The sequence below is a fragment of the Thiosocius teredinicola genome, assembly GCF_002009425.1.
GTDB classification, from domain to species: Bacteria; Pseudomonadota; Gammaproteobacteria; order Chromatiales; family Chromatiaceae; genus Thiosocius; species Thiosocius teredinicola.
The window spans coordinates 3,832,604-3,849,305 of sequence record NZ_CP019936.1 but is presented as its reverse complement, the minus strand read 5'-3'; the positions used below and the strand labels follow the sequence as shown (position 1 = coordinate 3,849,305).

At 61.7% G+C, this 16,702-nt stretch carries 16 protein-coding genes; all 16 read left to right on the top strand.

Annotated elements, in window-relative coordinates; translation table 11 throughout:
• Nucleotides 1-294: 294 nt before the first annotated feature.
• Genes mraZ through ftsA form a run of 16 tightly spaced genes read left to right on the top strand, consistent with a single transcriptional unit; the run spans nucleotide 295 to nucleotide 16,699 of the window.
• Entirely contained in the window at nucleotides 295-759 is a 465-nt protein-coding gene (gene mraZ, locus B1781_RS18240; protein ID WP_078121025.1) for a division/cell wall cluster transcriptional repressor MraZ, read from the top strand.
• Nucleotides 756-1,691 (top strand): 16S rRNA (cytosine(1402)-N(4))-methyltransferase RsmH, encoded by a 936-nt coding sequence (gene rsmH / locus B1781_RS18235; RefSeq protein ID WP_078121024.1) that lies wholly within the window; start codon nucleotides 756-758, stop codon nucleotides 1,689-1,691. The genes mraZ and rsmH overlap by 4 nt, the downstream gene beginning before the upstream one ends.
• Nucleotides 1,688-1,957, top strand: a complete 270-nt coding sequence (gene ftsL / locus B1781_RS18230; protein ID WP_078121023.1) for a cell division protein FtsL — start codon at nucleotides 1,688-1,690, stop codon at nucleotides 1,955-1,957. Before rsmH ends, ftsL begins: the two co-directional genes overlap by 4 nt.
• Nucleotides 1,958-3,718, top strand: a complete 1,761-nt coding sequence (locus B1781_RS18225; RefSeq protein WP_078121022.1) for a peptidoglycan D,D-transpeptidase FtsI family protein — start codon at nucleotides 1,958-1,960, stop codon at nucleotides 3,716-3,718. It begins immediately after the preceding gene.
• Entirely contained in the window at nucleotides 3,715-5,238 is a 1,524-nt protein-coding gene (locus tag B1781_RS18220) for a UDP-N-acetylmuramoyl-L-alanyl-D-glutamate--2,6-diaminopimelate ligase (protein WP_078121021.1), read from the top strand. The genes B1781_RS18225 and B1781_RS18220 overlap by 4 nt, the downstream gene beginning before the upstream one ends.
• Nucleotides 5,235-6,605 (top strand): UDP-N-acetylmuramoyl-tripeptide--D-alanyl-D-alanine ligase, encoded by a 1,371-nt coding sequence (locus tag B1781_RS18215; RefSeq protein WP_078121020.1) that lies wholly within the window; start codon nucleotides 5,235-5,237, stop codon nucleotides 6,603-6,605. The genes B1781_RS18220 and B1781_RS18215 overlap by 4 nt, the downstream gene beginning before the upstream one ends.
• Nucleotides 6,599-7,681, top strand: coding sequence for a phospho-N-acetylmuramoyl-pentapeptide-transferase (gene mraY, locus B1781_RS18210; protein ID WP_078121019.1), 1,083 nt, complete (start codon nucleotides 6,599-6,601; stop codon nucleotides 7,679-7,681). The genes B1781_RS18215 and mraY overlap by 7 nt, the downstream gene beginning before the upstream one ends.
• A 20-nt stretch (nucleotides 7,682-7,701) precedes the next feature.
• The gene (gene murD, locus B1781_RS18205) at nucleotides 7,702-9,051 is read left to right on the top strand and encodes a UDP-N-acetylmuramoyl-L-alanine--D-glutamate ligase (RefSeq protein WP_334223781.1); all 1,350 of its coding nucleotides are present in this window, start codon (nucleotides 7,702-7,704) and stop codon (nucleotides 9,049-9,051) included.
• Entirely contained in the window at nucleotides 9,048-10,220 is a 1,173-nt protein-coding gene (ftsW, locus tag B1781_RS18200) for a putative lipid II flippase FtsW (protein ID WP_078121017.1), read from the top strand. Before murD ends, ftsW begins: the two co-directional genes overlap by 4 nt.
• Nucleotides 10,205-11,275, top strand: coding sequence for an undecaprenyldiphospho-muramoylpentapeptide beta-N-acetylglucosaminyltransferase (gene murG / locus B1781_RS18195; protein ID WP_334223780.1), 1,071 nt, complete (start codon nucleotides 10,205-10,207; stop codon nucleotides 11,273-11,275). The genes ftsW and murG overlap by 16 nt, the downstream gene beginning before the upstream one ends.
• Nucleotides 11,272-12,702 carry a UDP-N-acetylmuramate--L-alanine ligase gene (gene murC / locus B1781_RS18190; RefSeq protein ID WP_078121016.1) on the top strand — a complete coding sequence of 477 codons (1,431 nt, stop codon included), beginning with the start codon at nucleotides 11,272-11,274 and terminating at the stop codon, nucleotides 12,700-12,702. Before murG ends, murC begins: the two co-directional genes overlap by 4 nt.
• The gene (locus B1781_RS23265) at nucleotides 12,699-12,854 is read left to right on the top strand and encodes a hypothetical protein (protein WP_164513455.1); all 156 of its coding nucleotides are present in this window, start codon (nucleotides 12,699-12,701) and stop codon (nucleotides 12,852-12,854) included. Before murC ends, B1781_RS23265 begins: the two co-directional genes overlap by 4 nt.
• Complete coding sequence (murB, locus tag B1781_RS18185) at nucleotides 12,854-13,747, top strand: UDP-N-acetylmuramate dehydrogenase (RefSeq protein ID WP_078122127.1); 894 nt, start codon at nucleotides 12,854-12,856, stop codon at nucleotides 13,745-13,747. Before B1781_RS23265 ends, murB begins: the two co-directional genes overlap by 1 nt.
• On the top strand, nucleotides 13,744-14,667 hold the full coding sequence (locus B1781_RS18180; RefSeq protein ID WP_078121015.1) for a D-alanine--D-alanine ligase: 924 nt from the start codon (nucleotides 13,744-13,746) through the stop codon (nucleotides 14,665-14,667). Before murB ends, B1781_RS18180 begins: the two co-directional genes overlap by 4 nt.
• A complete protein-coding gene (locus B1781_RS18175; protein WP_078121014.1) occupies nucleotides 14,667-15,464 on the top strand; it encodes a cell division protein FtsQ/DivIB in 798 nt (265 codons plus the stop codon). Before B1781_RS18180 ends, B1781_RS18175 begins: the two co-directional genes overlap by 1 nt.
• The gene (ftsA, locus tag B1781_RS18170) at nucleotides 15,464-16,699 is read left to right on the top strand and encodes a cell division protein FtsA (RefSeq protein ID WP_078121013.1); all 1,236 of its coding nucleotides are present in this window, start codon (nucleotides 15,464-15,466) and stop codon (nucleotides 16,697-16,699) included. Before B1781_RS18175 ends, ftsA begins: the two co-directional genes overlap by 1 nt.
• Nucleotides 16,700-16,702 lie beyond the last annotated feature (3 nt).

Sequence of the window (16,702 nt, the reverse complement as noted above, 5' to 3'; positions counted from 1 at the left end):
CACCACTTTCCACCACACCGCCAATCGCGCGGCTCGTGATCGGAATCACAATCGTTTTTCAGGCGTCTCTTTCCTCTCGATCTTGATAATCCACTTTAAGTCGCTGTTTTAGCTGACTGTTTTCCGGCTGTTTCTTTGAATTTTGGAATCTTTCCTAAGTCACTGAGGCATAAGCATTTTTTTCGCATATCCAGCTTGACCGAGTGGGGTGATCAACCTAATATTGAACTTCAGGTGGATGATTGTGGGGAAATGGGGGGAATCGTCCACCCCAATGGAGGAGGCGGCACAGCCGTGTTTTTGGGGGTTAGTACACTCAATTTGGATGCCAAGGGGCGCATGGCGATTCCGGCCAAGCACCGGGAGACGCTTGCGCAGTGCTGTGCATCGCGCCTGGTCGTCACGATCAATCCGAATCGCGACGACCGTTGCCTTTGGCTGTACCCCGAGAACGAGTGGCGCGAGATCGCGCGCAAACTTTCCCGCCTGCCGACGATGAATCGTCAGAATCAATTGATCCAGCGTTTGATGCTGGGTCATGCACAGGAGATGGAGCTGGATAGTCAGGGACGCATCCTTCTGCCGCCGGAGCTGCGCAGCTTTGCCGGGCTCGGCAAGCGTGTCGCGCTGATCGGGCAGGTACACAAGTTCGAGATCTGGGACGAAGAGGTCTGGACCGGCAACCGCGAGAAGTGGCTGGACGAGGCGCTTGGCGAGGGTTCTGATCTGTCCGACGAGCTCGGGGGTATGTCACTGTGACCCAAGCGGTGGCACACGCCCCGGTGATGCTGGACGAGGCGGTTGCTGCACTGAACATCCGGCCCGACGGCATCTATATAGATGGCACCTTCGGTCGCGGTGGTCACAGCGCGCGCATTCTGCAGGCGCTCGGTGAGCAGGGCGCGCTGCTGGCGTTCGACAAGGATGCGCAGGCGGTGGAAGTTGCCGCACAGCGTTTCGGTGCCGACCAGCGTTTCTCGATCGTGCATGCCAGCTTTGCCGAGCTGGCCGAGGTGGCCGCGCAGCGTGGCTTGTCGGGCAAGGTCGATGGCCTGCTGCTCGACTTGGGCGTGTCCTCGCCGCAGCTCGACGATCCTGAGCGCGGTTTCAGCTTCATGAACGATGGCCCGCTCGATATGCGCATGGATACCACACGCGGGCAGAGTGCCGCCGACTGGCTGGCGACCGCCGAGGATCAGGAAATCGCCGACGTGCTGCGTGAATACGGCGAAGAGCGTTTCGCCTTTCGCATTGCGCGCGCTATCGTCGAGCGCCGCCAGACCCGGCCGTTCACGCGTACGCGCGATCTCGCCGATCTGGTTGCACAGTCGTGCCCGTTCAAAGAGAAGTTCAAGCACCCGGCAACGCGCACCTTCCAGGCGATCCGCATCTTCATCAACCGCGAGCTCGAAGACCTGCAAGTCTGCCTGCGTGATTCGTTGAACGTGTTGGCCCGCGGGGCACGCCTTGTCGTCATCAGTTTCCATTCGCTGGAAGACCGCATCGTCAAGCGCTTCATGCGTGATCAGGCCAAGGGGCCGAAGTTGCCCAAGGGCCTGCCGGTAACCCATGTCGAGACCCAGGGTGCGCTGCGCCTGGTCGGCAAATCACAACGTGCATCCGAGGCCGAGATCGAAAACAACCCGCGTGCACGCAGCGCGGTGCTGCGTATCGCAGAGGTGCCGGCATGACGCGTGGGCAGTTGTTCATGGTCAGTTTCCTGGGTGTCGCAGTCGTGCTCAGTGGCATCGGCGTGGTGTATGCCAAGTACGAGTCGCGCGCGATGTTTGTCGAATTGCAGGATCTGCGCGCCGAGCGCGACCAAGTCGACATGGAGTGGGGCCGTCTGCAGCTCGAACTGGCGACCCGTGGTGCGCTCGGTCGGGTGATGTCGATCGCGCACGAGCGTTTGGAGATGCGCGTGCCCCCGGCAGAACAGATTGTGGTGGTGAAGTAGATGGCCGCAAAAAGGGACAAGCGGGCGCGCCAGGCGCGACGCCAGGAAAAGGCGCTGCCGAGTTACGCCGGGCGGCGCTACACGGTACTCGGTATCTTCGTTTTGGCCGGTGCTGCGCTGATCTGGCGCGCCGTCGACCAACAGATTCTCGAAAAAGATTTTCTGCAATCGGAAGGTGCAGACCGCTACATCGCGCGCGTCGACGTGCCGGCCCATCGGGGTCTGATCACCGATCGTCGCGGCGATGTGCTCGCCCTGAGCACGCCGGTCGATTCGATCGCCGCCAACCCGCGCGTGCTGGGCAGCGATACCCGGCAGTTGGTTGTGCTCGCCAAGGCATTGCGGATCGACCCTGAAGGTCTGCGGGCGCGCCTGGCGCGTTACAGCCAACGTCACTTTGTCTACCTCAAGCGGCGTATGCCGCCGGCCGAGGCCGCGCATGTTCTGCAGGTCGCCAAGGCGAACGATATCAACGGTGTGCACGTAGAGCGCGAATACAAGCGCTACTACCCGGCAGGCGAGGTGTTTGCACATGTGCTGGGCTTCACCGACGTCGATGATTTCGGCCAGGAAGGCCTCGAACTGGCATTCGACCCGGATCTGCGTGGTGAGCCAGGTGCCAAGCGTGTGATGCGCGATGGTCGTCGCCAGGTAGTGGACGACATCGAAAACATCAAGAGCCCGCGCGCCGGCAACCATCTGGCCCTGAGCATCGATCAGCGACTGCAATTCATCGCGTATCGCGAGCTCAAGACGGCGGTCAAACGCAATCGCGCCAAGTCCGGTTCGGCGGTGCTGCTCGATGCACAGACCGGTGAGATCCTGGCATTGGTGAACCAGCCGTCATTCAATCCCAACGGCGACCGCTCGAACCGTGCCGGTCGTCTGCGCAACCGCGCCTTGACCGACGTGTTCGAGCCGGGCTCGACGATGAAGCCTTTTACCGTCGCCGCAGCGCTCGACAAAGGCACTATTCACGCCGACTCGATGATCGATACCGCGCCGGGTTACTACTATCTGGGCCGTTCGCAGGTCAAGGATTCGAAGAATCTGGGCATGATCGACGTTGCGACCGTGCTGCGCCGGTCGAGCAACGTGGGTGCCAGCCGGATCGCGCTTGGCTTGGAAAAACGCGACCTGTGGCGAGTGATGCAACAGCTCGGTTTCGGTAGCCAGGTCGGTACCGGTTTCCCGGGAGAGGTCGCCGGCCAGTTGAGCGACTACCAACGCTGGGCGCAGATCGACCAGGCGACCTTGTCGTTTGGGTACGGCATTTCGGTGACCACGCTGCAACTGGCTCAGGCTTACGGCGCGCTGGCTAACGACGGGGTGCTGATGCCGGCGACCTTGCTCAAGCGCGATGCGCCGGTAAAGGGGCGTCGCGTGTTCAATGCGCAGAACACCCGCCACATCCGACGGATGCTCGAATCGGTGGTCGGCGACGAAGGTACCGCGCCGCAGGCGGCAGTGCCCGGATATCGCGTCGCCGGCAAGACCGGTACGGTCAAAAAGTTCGGGCCCAACGGTTACAGCGATGCGCGTTACCTGTCGTTGTTCGCCGGTATGGCGCCGGCTGAAAAACCGCGTTTCGTCATGGCGGTAATGATCAATGAACCACAGGCCGGCAAGTACTACGGCGGCAGTGTGGCTGGACCGGTGTTCTCGGCGGTGATGGCCGAAGCGCTGCGCCTGTTGAACGTAACGCCCGACGTGGCGATCGATCCTGCGCTGCGTGTCGCGCACAGTGGTGAGAATCGATGATGGCGCAACGTCCGGATCACAAAAGCATTCTGCTCGCCGATCTGTTGCCAGGATTGTCCGGAATGGATTGGGCGCGCCACCAGGTGGTCAACTCGCTGACGCTGGACAGTCGCGAAGTGGAAGAGAAGGGGCTTTGGCTGGCTTTGCAGGGCACCCGTGGGCACGCACTCGATTATTTCGAAGAGGCACGCAAGCGCGGTGCGGTTGCAGTGATCGCCGAGCCAAGCGACAAATGGAACCGTGATCGAATCGCGCGTCTGTCGGCCGATGTGCCGGTGGTGACCTTGCCGGGCCTGCGTCGCCAGGCCGGTGAAATCGCGGCGCGTTTCTTCGGTCAGGCAGCGCATGCGATGCGCATCGTTGGTGTGACCGGCACCAACGGTAAGACCACAGTCACGCATTTTCTCGCGCAGGCGCTGTCGACCAAGGTGCCGACCGCCGTGCTTGGAACCGTCGGCAATGGTTTTCCCGGCGCTCTCGAGCCCGCTTCGCATACCACGCTGGATGCCGTCTCTCTGCATGCCATGTTGGGACGGCTCTTCGGGCGCGGCGCTCGCGCGGTGGCGATGGAGGTGTCGTCGCATGCCTTGCATCAGCATCGCGTTGCCGGTGTGCCGTTTCATACCGCGGTGTTCACCAACCTAAGTCGTGACCACCAGGACTACCACCCCAGCATGCAGGACTATGCCGACGCCAAGGCGCGCTTGTTCCGCAGCGCCGGTCTGAGCATGGCCGTGATCAATGTCGACGATCCGGTCGGTGCAAACCTCGCAGCCGACGTTCGCAAGCGGGTGTTCACGATCGCGGTGGGCAGTTCATCGAAGGTTACGCGCCTGGGCGATCGTTTCGTTTATCTGCGCAATGTCGAGGCGCGTGCCGATGGCTTGGTGGTGGACTTTGCCTCGAGCTGGGGTGCCGGCGAGTTGAAGACCCGTCTGCTCGGCCACTTCAATGCCGAGAATCTGGCGCTGACGTTGGCCGTGCTGTTGGCGTGGGACATGCCGTTGAGCACCGCGGTTGCCGCGCTGGAAGCGGTCGAGCCGGTCGATGGGCGCATGCGGGTGTTTCTGGCGCCGAACCGTCCACGGGTCGTCGTCGACTATGCGCATACACCGGCCGCTCTGGAGAACGCACTTGAAAGCCTGCGCGCGCACGTCAGCGGGCGCTTGATCTGCGTGTTCGGCTGCGGCGGCGATCGCGATCGCGGTAAGCGTCCGCAGATGGGCGAAGTCGCATACCGTTTGGCCGATCGGGTTGTGCTGACCGACGACAATCCGCGTTCGGAGAATCCGCAGGCCATTGTGTCCGAGATCCTGGCCGGCATGGAAAACCGCCAGGGCGTCGAGGTGGTACACGACCGCCGCTCGGCGATTCAGGGCAGCATCGCGAGTGCCGGTCCGGGTGACCTGGTGTTGATTGCCGGCAAGGGTCACGAGGATTACCAGGAAATCGACGGTCGTCGCCTGCCGTTCAGGGATGCCGATGTTGTCGATGCCGCCTTGTCGCGAGGTGTCGCATGAGTCGCCTGCAGATGTCCGAACTCGCTGCGATGGTCGACGGCAAGCTGCATGGCGACGACGTGGTCTTCGACGGCGTGAGTACCGATTCGCGTACGCTGCAGCAGGGCGAGTTGTTCGTCGCGTTGCATGGCCCGAATTTCGATGGCCACAACTATCTCGAAGTTGCCCGCGCGCGCGGTGCAGCAGGCGCATTGGTCGCACGTCCGCAACCGGCGGCGATGCCGACCGTCGAGGTCGCCGATACGCTGCTCGGCCTCGGCAAGCTGGGCCAGCAGTGGCGCCTGCGTTGTCCTTGCAAGGTGTTGGCGATTACCGGCAGCAACGGCAAGACCACGTTGAAGGAAATGAGCGCGGCCATCCTTGCGCAGTCCGGCAGCGTGTTGGCGACGCGCGGCAATCTGAACAACGATATCGGCGTGCCGCTGACCTTGTGTCGTCTGCGCGACGAAGACTTCGCCGTCATCGAACTGGGTGCCAATCATCCGGGCGAGATCGACTACCTGACACGACTTGCTGCACCCCATGTGGCGGTGCTGAACAATGCCGGTCGCGCACACCTCGAAGGTTTCGGCAGTGTCGAGGGTGTGGCGCGGGCTAAGGCCGAGATCGTCAATGGGCTGGATGGCGATGGCGTGTTCGTATTCAACGCCGACGATACCTATGCCGGTCTGTGGCGCGAACTCGGCGCAGACTATCAACAGCGTACCTTCGGTGTGCAGCAGGTCGCCGACGTGTCGAGCCCGCCGGACGCCTACGAGATCGTTTGGCAAGGTGCGAGCTTCACTGCACGTTTTGCCGTACACACCGATCGCGGCGATGCGACTGTCAGCCTGCGGTTGGCTGGTGAGCACAATCGCATGAACGCGCTGGCTGCTATTGCTGCCACCCAAGTGCTTGGCGCCGACCTGGATGACGCGGTCACTGCGCTGTCCAGCCTTGAGCCGGTGGCCGGCCGGCTATGTCCGTTTGCGGGCGTCAACGGTTCGCGCCTGATCGACGACAGCTACAACGCCAATCCGGATTCGGTGATTGCTGCGCTGCGCGTGTTGTCGTCGGCGCCGGGGCGTCGAACCCTGGTGTTGGGCGATCTTGCCGAACTCGGCGACGACGCGGCGCAAATGCATAGGCAACTGGGTGAGCTGGCCACGCAGTCGGGTATCGATCGATTGCTGACGGCGGGCACGTTGAGCGCCAAGGCCGCACAGGCTTTTGCCGGTGAGTCTAGGCATTTTGACGGTCGCCGCGAGCTGGCGGATTTTCTTGCGCACGATCTATCGGCTGAAGACAGCGTGTTGGTCAAGGGCTCGCGCTCGGCGCGGATGGATGAGGTGGTTGGCTTGTTGAAGGCGGAAGGTGCGGCATGCTGATCCTGCTTGCAGACTACCTCGCCCAGTTCGACCCCGGATTTTCGGTATTCCGTTACATCACGCTGCGCACGATTCTTTCGGTGCTGACGGCATTGCTCATTTCGTTCATGGTCGGTCCGGCGATGATCCGCCGGCTAAGCCGTTACAAGATCGGTCAGACCGTGCGCGACGATGGTCCACAATCGCATTTGTCGAAATCCGGCACGCCGACCATGGGTGGCGCATTGATTCTGGTGGCTGTCGCGGTCGCAACCTTGTTGTGGGCAGACCTCGGTAATCGTTACGTATGGATCGTGTTGTTGACCACGTTGGCTTTCGGCGCTGTCGGAATGTGGGACGACTACCGCAAGCTGGTGTTGAAAGACTCCCGTGGGCTGGCGGCGCGCTGGAAGTACCTGTGGCAGTCGTTGTTCGGCGCCGGCGCGGCGATCGCGTTGTACGTGACCGCTTCTGCGCCGATCGAGACCCAATTGATCTTTCCATTCGTCAAAGACCTGGTCTGGGACATGGGCCCGATGTTCATGGTGCTGGCCTATCTGGTCATCGTCGGTTCGTCGAACGCCGTCAACCTGACCGATGGTCTGGATGGCCTGGCGATCCTGCCGACCGTTCTGGTCGCCGGTGCGCTTGCGGTGTTCGCCTATGTTTCCGGGCACGCGCAGATCGCCAATTACCTGTTGATTCCGCACCTGCCGGGCGTCGGAGAACTCGCTGTGCTCTGCGGCGCCTTGGTGGGGGCGGGTCTTGGTTTCCTGTGGTTCAACGCCTATCCGGCCCAGGTGTTCATGGGTGATGTCGGTGCACTCGCGCTCGGCGCGGCACTCGGTACGCTGGCGGTGGCGGTAAGGCAGGAGGTTGCGCTGTTCATCATGGGCGGCGTGTTCGTCGTCGAAACGGTTTCGGTGATGTTGCAGGTGGCTTCGTTCAAGCTGACCGGCCGGCGCATCTTCCGTATGGCGCCGCTGCATCATCACTTCGAGCTGAAGGGATGGCCCGAGCCGCGCGTGATTGTGCGCTTCTGGATCATCACGGTCATTTTGGTGCTGGTTGGCTTGGCCAGCCTGAAGATCCGGTGAATCGAAACATGGTGCAAGCGATGCAGCAAAACGATTCGACCACCAAGACGCTGATCGTGGGATTGGGTGTTACCGGTCTGTCGTGCGCCCGCTTTCTGGCGGCGCGTGGCGTGCAGGTGGCGATTGCCGATAGCCGCGATGTGCCGCCATGCCTCGACGCTTTGCACGCCGAGTACCCGGATATCGCCGTGTTTCTCGGGCCGTTTGATGACGTCCTGTTCGACAGTGCCGATCGCCTGGTTGTGAGCCCGGGCGTCCCCGTCGCCACGCCGCAGATCGACGCTGCACGTCAGCGCGGCGTACCGGTGGTCGGTGACATCGAGTTGTTTGCCGGTGAGGCGAAAGCGCCGATCGTTGCGATCACCGGGTCCAACGGCAAGAGCACGGTCACCACGCTGCTGGGCGAGATGGCCAAGGCGGCGGGTGTGGCCGTCGCAGTCGGCGGCAATCTGGGTACGCCGGCGCTCGATCTGCTCAACGACGATGTCGCGCTGTACGTGATCGAACTGTCGAGCTTTCAGTTGGAGACCACGTCTTCACTGCAGGCAGCAGTGGCAGCGGTGTTGAATGTCAGTGCCGATCATATGGATCGCTATCCCGACATCGAAAGCTACGCGGCGGCAAAGGCGCGCGTGCTGAACGGTGCCGGAGTCGGCGTGATCAATGCCGATGACCCGGTGGTCGCGGCGATGGGCGGTGCAGATGACATTTGGGCCTTCACCTTGGGTGAGGCCGAGCACGACAAGATGTTCGGTGTCTGCCGGATCGACGATCGAGCCTATCTGTGCCGCGGTGAACGGCCGCTGATGCCGGTCGACGATCTGCAGATCCCGGGACTGCACAATCGGGCGAATGCGCTGGCGGCGTTGGCGATGGGTGCCGCCCTCGGCTTCGGCGAAGAGGGGATGGTCTCGGTTCTGCGCAGCTTCCGCGGTCTGCCGCACCGCACCGAGTTTGTCGCTGAAATCGATGATGTGCGTTGGTACAACGACAGCAAAGGCACCAACGTCGGTGCATCGATTGCTGCGCTTGAAGGGCTGCACGGCGACGATGAGTCGCGCACCGTGCTGATCGCCGGTGGCGATTGCAAAGGCGCCGATTTTTCGGCCCTTACGCCGGTACTTGAGCGATGCGCCAGAGGCATCGTGTTGATCGGCCGCGATGCGGCGCATGTGGCGGCAGCCGTGCCGGCGAGCGTGCCAAAGCTTGTCGCCGGTGATATGGCTTCAGCGGTTGCACAGGCTGCGAAGCTGGCGCTACCTGGTGATCGCGTGCTGTTGTCACCGGCCTGTGCCAGTTTCGACATGTTCACCGGCTATGCACAGCGCGGTGATCGATTCATGCAGGCCGTGCGGGGGTTGTCGCAATGACCGCCATGGCACGCCCGAGAGGAACGATCGAGCTGCGCCTGCCGGGCGTTGATCCGGTCTTGATCGCCGCCGTGCTGACCCTGCTGGGGTTGGGCATCATCATGGTGGCGTCGGCATCGATGCATCTGAGTGAGCAGAATGGCGACATCCTGCGCTATGTGAACCGTCACCTGTTCGCGCTTGGCCTGGGTGCGGTAGCGGCCTGGCTGGTCTTCAGAACGCCGACGGATTGGTGGCACAAGTCGAGCACCGCGCTGTACTTCTTTGGCTTGTTCCTGCTGGTACTGGTATTCATCCCCGGTCTGGGGCGTGGCGCCAACGGGGCACTGCGCTGGGTTGCGGCCGGCCCGCTCAGCCTGCAGACGTCCGAGTTCATGAAGATCTTCGTCGTCATGTACATGAGTGGTTACATGGTGCGTCGCCAGCTCGAAGTTGCCCACACGCTGTGGGGCTTTGTCAAACCGATCATTTTGCTGATTCTTGCCTGCAGTCTGCTGATGCTGCAGCCGGACTTCGGTACTACCGCCGTGTTGTTGATGACCGCCTTCGGCATGCTGTTTCTCGGTGGTGCGCCTTTGTGGCAGTTCGCGGTGCTGCTGACGATGGCAATCGGTGCGCTGTTGGCCTTGATCTGGATCTCGCCATACCGACTGGAGCGGGTGACCTCGTTCCTCAATCCTTGGGAGCACGCACAGGATTCGGGTTATCAGCTATCCCAGGCACTGATCGCCTTTGGCCGCGGTGAATGGACCGGTGTCGGGCTGGGTAACGGTATCCAGAAGCAGTTCTACCTGCCCGAAGCGCACACCGATTTCGTCATGGCGGTGATCGGTGAAGAGTTCGGCCTGATGGGTACCTTGTTGGTGATCTGTATGTTCGGTCTGATCGTGTGGCGGGCCTATGCCATCGGCAGCAAGGCCGAGTCGCGCGGTGATCGCTATTCGGCCTATGTTTGCTACGGTTTGGGTCTGTGGCTCGGTATGCAGGCGTTCATCAACGTTGGAGTGAATGTCGGCATGTTGCCGACCAAGGGGCTGACCCTGCCGTTCCTCAGCTACGGAAGCAACAGCCTGATCGTGTGCTGCATGGCTGTCGGCATGCTGCTGCGCGTTCGCTACGAAAACCAGACCGCCGGCGACGGCAAGGGGGGTAAGTGGCAACGCGCATAACCATCATGGCGGGCGGTACCGGTGGACACGTGTTTCCTGCGTTGGCGGTTGCGCACGAGCTGGCGGCGCGCGGTTGGCAGGTCAACTGGTTGGGTACGCCTGACAGCTTTGAGGCGCGCACCGTGCCGCAGCACGGTTTCGCACTGGATACGATGAACGCACACCGCTTGCGCGGCAAAGGGCTGCTGAACCGTATGCTCGGTCCGGTATATCTGCTGCGCGCCATGTTGCAGGCGTGGAAGGTGCTGCGCATGCGCCGCCCACAGGTGGTGTTGGGTATGGGTGGCTTCGTCAGTGGCCCCGGTGGTCTGGTAAGCCGCTTGATGCATACGCCGCTGGTTGTACACGAACAGAACGCAATCCCTGGATTGACGAATCGTTGGCTGGCGCGTGTTGCATCGCGCGTGCTCGAGGCCTTCCCGGGTAGTTTTGCTGCCTCGGCGGGCGCGATCGCTATCGGCAATCCGATCCGCAAAGAGATCGCCGACCTCGGCGAACCGCAACCGATCGATGCGCAGCGGGCGTTGCGGGTACTCGTACTCGGCGGCTCGCTTGGTGCGCAGGCATTGAACGAGCAGGTGCCGTTGGCCCTGGCGCAACTGGCTGAGGACTTGCGGCCAGAGATTCGTCATCAGGCCGGCCGGGGTAAGGAAGCCGCAACGGTACAGGCCTATGAACAGAGCGGCGTCAGCGCCACCGTCACCGAGTTTGTTGACGACATGGCCGAGGCCTATAGCTGGGCGGACCTGGTGATCTGTCGCTCGGGCGCGCTTACCGTCTCGGAGCTGATGGCGGCCGGCAAGGCCGCTTTGTTGGTGCCGTTCCCGTTCGCGGTCGACGATCACCAAACGGTAAATGCCGGTTTTCTGGTTGATGCCGGTGCCGCACAACTCATTCAGCAACGCGATATCACGACCGAACGGCTTGCCGATTTGTTGCGTGAACTGTTGTCCGATCGCGAGCGTCTGCATGCGATGGGTGCGAAGGCCTATGCGATTGCGAAACGCGACTCGGCACAGCGTGTCGCCGATGTCTGCGAGGAGTTGGCGGCATGAGTGACGTCGCGATGGCAACCCGCCGCTACGCAGCCGAGACCATGGGGCGCGTGCGACGCCTGCACTTCGTCGGCATCGGTGGTGCCGGTATGAACGGCATCGCACAGGTGATGCTCAACCTCGGCTACGACGTGCGCGGGTCGGATATCAAAGAGAACGCAGCTACCAAGCGGTTGGCCGATCAGGGCGCGACGATCCACATCGGCCATGCCGCAGAGCACGTGGCTGACGCCGACGCAATCGTCATATCGAGCGCGGTCAACGATAGCAACCCCGAGGTGAAAGCGGCGCGCGAGCAACGCATCCCGGTGGTGCCGCGCGCCGAGATGCTGGCCGAGATCATGCGCTTCCGTTACGGCATTGCGGTTGCCGGTACGCATGGCAAAACGACGACGACCAGCCTGATCGCCAGCCTGTTGATCGAAGGTGGCCTGGACCCGACCTATGTGATCGGCGGGCGGTTGAATTCTCGCGGTAGCTACGCGCATCTCGGTGAAGGCGAGGTGTTGGTGGCCGAGGCCGACGAGAGCGATGCCTCGTTCCTCTACCTGCAGCCGATGCTCGCGGTGGTGACCAACGTCGATGAAGATCACATGGTCACCTACGGCAACGACTTCGCGCGGTTGCGCGCGACCTTCCTCGAGTTTCTGCATCACCTGCCTTTCTACGGGCAGGCGGTGATCTGCATCGATGACGAGAATGCCCGCAACCTGCTGCCGGAAATCACGCGCAAGGTGGTGACCTACGGCACGCACGAGGATGCTGATGTGCGTGCGGTGGCTATCACCCAACAAGGTATGGAAACGCGTTTCACCGTGCAGATGGACGAGCTTGAGCCGTTCGAAGTTGCGCTCAATATGCCGGGCCATCACAACGTGCTGAATGCCTTGGCGGCCATCGCCGTGGCGCGCGAAATGGGCGTTGAGGTCAAGACGATTCAGTCGGCGCTGGCCGCCTTCGAGGGCATTGGCCGGCGCTTCCAGGCCAAGGTCGGCTGCCGCATCGGTGATAGTGATGTGATGCTGGTCGATGACTATGGCCATCACCCGCGCGAAGTGGCGGCCACGTTGCAGGCTGTGCGCGCCGGCTGGCCGGAGCGTCGCTTGGTGCTGGCGTTTCAACCGCATCGCTTCAGCCGAACGCACGATGCATTCGACGATTTCGTCGCCGTGCTGTCGACCGTCGACGTGCTGGTGTTGACCGAGGTTTACGCGGCTGGAGAGGCGCCGATTGCCGGTGCCGATGGGCGGGCGTTGAGCCGGGCGATACGGGTGCGCGGTCAGGTCGACCCGGTGTTTCTGGAGAATGTCGAAGAACTGCCCGAGATCCTCGGTGATCTCGTGGCCGAAGGTGACATCGTCGTCACGATGGGTGCCGGCAATATCGGCGCTGTCGCAGCAAACCTGGCGGAGGCCGTTTGCCAATGAAACGTGAACTATCGATGACGCAGTTGCATATGGGGTGCGGCGAAGGGCTGACCGGGCGTATTCGTCTCAAGGTGTCACGCAGGCTTGTGTTCACCGGCGCCGGCGTTTCGACCAAACATGCATCAAGCAAGGTGGGAAAAGGCAAGCGATGATGGCGGCGCCTCAACAACCGGCTTTGCGAGGTGAACTGCGCATGGGCGAATCGCTCAAGCGCTACAACACCTGGCGCATCGGCGGTGCAGCCAAGCAGATGTATCGGCCGGCGGATCTGCAGGATCTGAGCATGTTCCTGCAAACCCTGCCCGGCGACGAGCCTTTGTTGTGGTTGGGTCTCGGTAGCAATCTGTTGATCCGCGATGGCGGGTTCAATGGCACCGTGATCCTGCTACAGGGACAGCTGAATGCCATGGAGATCACCGATGATCAGGTGATTGTCGAGGCTGGCGCAGCGTGCGCCAAGGTGGCGCGTGAGAGCGCACGCGCCGGCTTGGTCGGGGCGGCGTTTCTGGCCGGTATTCCGGGCACGATGGGCGGCGCATTGGCAATGAACGCCGGTGCGTTCGGCGGTGAAACCTGGCCGATCGTGCGCTCTGTGACGACGATCGACCGTGATGGCATCGTGCATGAGCGCCTGCCGCAAGAGTTCAAGATCGGGTACCGCGAGGTGATTCGACCGGCGGAAGAATGGTTCGTCTCATGCGTGCTGCAACTGGCTGATGGAGACTGCGAAGCGGAGCAGGCTGCAATTCGCGCCTTGCTCGACCGGCGCGCCGCGACGCAGCCGACCGGTCAGCCGAGCTGCGGTTCGACGTTCCGCAATCCCGACGGGGATCACGCAGCCCGTCTTATCGAGGCCTGCGGATTGAAGGGATATCGCATCGGCGGCGCCGAAGTCTCGCCAAAGCATGCGAATTTCATCATCAACACCGGCGATGCAACGGCGGCCGACATCGAGCAGTTGATCGCATATGTACATGATGAAGTGAAACGGCAACAGGGCATCGACCTGCAGACGGAAGTCCACATGGTGGGAGAAGCCGCATGACGATTGACGCCAAAGATTTCGGCAAGGTGGCCGTGCTGATGGGTGGCTGGGCTGCTGAGCGCGACGTGTCACTGGTCAGTGGCAAGGCGGTTCTCGACGGACTGTGCCGCAAAGGCGTCGATGCCCACGGCATTGATGCTGGCAAGGATGTTCTGCAGGTGCTGCAGAACGGCAATTACGACCGTGTGTTCAACGTGCTGCACGGACGCGGTGGTGAAGACGGCGTGATTCAGGGCGCACTCGAGATTCTCGGTCTGCCGTATACCGGCAGTGGCGTGATGGGTTCGGCGATCGCGATGGACAAATATCGCACCAAGCTGCTGCTGCAGTCGCTGGGTCTGCCGACCCCCGGTTTCGCTTTGATACAGAGTGAACAAGATCTGGAAGCGGCGGCCGAGCTTGGTTTTCCGCTGATGGTTAAGCCGGCGCTGGAAGGGTCGAGCATCGGCATGTCGCGTGCCGACGATATAAAACAGCTGCGTGCCGCGTGGAACAAAGCGGCCGAATACGATAGTCACGTCATGGCCGAACGTTGGATCACCGGCGCCGAATACACGGCCGCCATCCTGGGCGACGAGGCGTTGCCGCTGATCAAGCTGGAAACCGACCATGACTTCTATGACTACGACGCCAAGTACGTCGCCGACGATACGCGTTACCTGATTCCCTGCGGTCTTGATCAAGAGGCCGAGTCGCGCCTGCAGTCGCTTGCGCTCGGTGCGTTCAACGCGGTCGCCGCGAGTGGCTGGGGGCGTGTCGACATTCTGGTTGATGTTGAGGAACAGCCCTGGGTCATCGAGGTCAACACCGTTCCGGGTATGACCGGCCACAGCCTGGTGCCAATGGCGGCAAAGGCGGTCGGTATCGATTTTGACGAGTTGGTCTGGCGCATCCTGGCGCAGACGTTGGAGGCCAACTGATGGCAACGACGTCGGCAAAGCGCAAGCAAGCGAAACAGGCGCAGACGATATCGACCTCGTGGATGCGTTGGGCGATCAGTGTGGCGCTGCTGTTGACGCTTGTCGGCGGCAGTTGGGTAACGGTTCGCTATCTGTCGCAGCCGGGCAAGCTGCCATTACGTGTTGTAGAAGTGAACGGCGAGTTTCGTTATCTGCAACGCGGCGAGATTCAACAGACTGTCGTCAAGGCGATCGACGGCGGCTTTTTTACCTGCGATATGCAGAAACTGCGACGTGCCGTGCTCGATATGCCGTGGGTTGAAGAGGTGAGCATCCGTCGGGTGTGGCCCGACAAGCTGAGTATGAACGTGGTCGAGCAGGCGCCGCTGGCGCGCTGGGGAGACGATGCCTTGATCAGCGTGCAGGGTCGCGTTTTTACGCCGTCGTCGGTAGCGGCTTTTGGTGAGCTCGTTCGCTTGAACGGCCCTAAGGGCAATGAAAAGCGCGTCGTCAGTTTCTATCGCGCTGTCGCGTCGCGCGCGACCAAGCGCGAACTGCGCGTGACCGAAGTGGAACTCGATCAGCGGCGCCATTGGTGGTTGCGGTTCGAAGGTGGATTGACGGTGTCGCTCGGACGCGAAGACGTGGATGAGCGCCTGACACAGTTCTTCCGTGTCTACCCAAGTCTTGCTTCGCAGTCGGCGCGCCAACCCGAACGCGTGGATATGCGATACGCGCATGGATTTGCAGTGCGTTGGCGCGAGATTGCCGACGATGATGAAGCGGCAAAGGCCGAGAAGTTGCAGGAAAAGGTTTAATGGTCAAACGTACCGACAAGAACATAATCGTTGGCCTTGATATCGGCACCTCCAAGGTGGTGGCGATTGTCGGCGAGGTGCGCCAGGACAACGAGATCGAGATCATCGGCATCGGTTCGCATCCGTCGCGCGGCCTGAAGAAAGGGGTCGTCGTCAATATCGAATCGACGGTGCAATCGATCCAGCGTGCCGTAGAAGAAGCCGAACTGATGGCCGGCGTCGAGATCGACTCGGTGTATGCCGGGATCGCCGGCAGTCATGTGTCGAGTCTGAACTCACACGGTATCGTCCCGATCAAAGATGGCGAGGTGTCGCATACCGATGTCGAGCGTGTGATCGATGCCGCGCGCGCCGTTGCCATACCCGCTGATCAGAAGATCCTGCACATCCTGCCGCAGGAATTCATCATCGATAACCAGGAAGGTATTCACGATCCGGTCGGCATGTCGGGCGTGCGACTCGAGGCGCGGGTGCACATGGTGACCGGTGCGGTTAGTGCGGCGCAGAACATCATCAAATGCGTGCGCCGTTGTGGGCTCGAGGTCGAAGACCTGATCCTGGAACAGCTGGCGTCGAGTTATTCGGTGCTGGAAGACGATGAAAAGGATCTCGGCGTCTGCCTCGTCGATATCGGTGGCGGTACCACCGACATCGCCGTATTCACCGGCGGTTCGATCCGACATACCGCGGTCATCCCGATCGCAGGCGATCAGGTCACCAATGATATCGCGGTCGCGTTGCGTACGCCGACGCAGCACGCCGACGAGATCAAGCTCAAGTACGCCTGCGCGTTGACCCAACTCGCCAGCCCCGATGAAACCATCGAGGTGCCGAGCATCGGTGATCGTCCGCCGCGTCGTCTTTCACGTCAGACGCTGGCCGAAGTGGTCGAGCCGCGCTACGAAGAGTTGCTCACTCTGATTCAAATGGAACTGCGTCGCTCAGGTTATGAAGACCTGGTTGCCGGCGGCGTGGTGCTGACTGGCGGTAGCGCCAAGATGGAAGGTCTTATCGACCTCGCTGAAGAGGTTTTTCACATGCCGGTGCGGCTCGGTATCCCGCAGTACGTGACCGGTCTCGTTGATGTGGTTCGCAATCCAATTCACGCCACCGGCGTGGGCTTGCTGTTGTTTGGACATAGAAACCGGGCCGTGCGGGTGCCCGAGATCGCCGGTGGCGGCGGAATCAAATCGGTTTGGAACCGGATGCGAAGCTGGTTCCAGGGAAACTTTTAATAA

Bases quoted from the DNA above. Each gene is read 5' to 3' on its own strand.
- ftsL (WP_078121023.1), top strand. From the start codon at position 1,688: ATGACGCGTGGGCAGTTGTTCATGGTCAGTTTCCTGGGTGTCGCAGTC.
- B1781_RS18225 (WP_078121022.1), top strand. From the start codon at position 1,958: ATGGCCGCAAAAAGGGACAAGCGGGCGCGCCAGGCGCGACGCCAGGAA.
- B1781_RS18220 (WP_078121021.1), top strand. From the start codon at position 3,715: ATGATGGCGCAACGTCCGGATCACAAAAGCATTCTGCTCGCCGATCTG.
- B1781_RS18215 (WP_078121020.1), top strand. From the start codon at position 5,235: ATGAGTCGCCTGCAGATGTCCGAACTCGCTGCGATGGTCGACGGCAAG.
- mraY (WP_078121019.1), top strand. From the start codon at position 6,599: ATGCTGATCCTGCTTGCAGACTACCTCGCCCAGTTCGACCCCGGATTT.
- murD (WP_334223781.1), top strand. From the start codon at position 7,702: ATGCAGCAAAACGATTCGACCACCAAGACGCTGATCGTGGGATTGGGT.
- ftsW (WP_078121017.1), top strand. From the start codon at position 9,048: ATGACCGCCATGGCACGCCCGAGAGGAACGATCGAGCTGCGCCTGCCG.
- murC (WP_078121016.1), top strand. From the start codon at position 11,272: ATGAGTGACGTCGCGATGGCAACCCGCCGCTACGCAGCCGAGACCATG.
- B1781_RS23265 (WP_164513455.1), top strand. From the start codon at position 12,699: ATGAAACGTGAACTATCGATGACGCAGTTGCATATGGGGTGCGGCGAA.
- murB (WP_078122127.1), top strand. From the start codon at position 12,854: ATGGCGGCGCCTCAACAACCGGCTTTGCGAGGTGAACTGCGCATGGGC.
- B1781_RS18180 (WP_078121015.1), top strand. From the start codon at position 13,744: ATGACGATTGACGCCAAAGATTTCGGCAAGGTGGCCGTGCTGATGGGT.
- B1781_RS18175 (WP_078121014.1), top strand. From the start codon at position 14,667: ATGGCAACGACGTCGGCAAAGCGCAAGCAAGCGAAACAGGCGCAGACG.
- ftsA (WP_078121013.1), top strand. From the start codon at position 15,464: ATGGTCAAACGTACCGACAAGAACATAATCGTTGGCCTTGATATCGGC.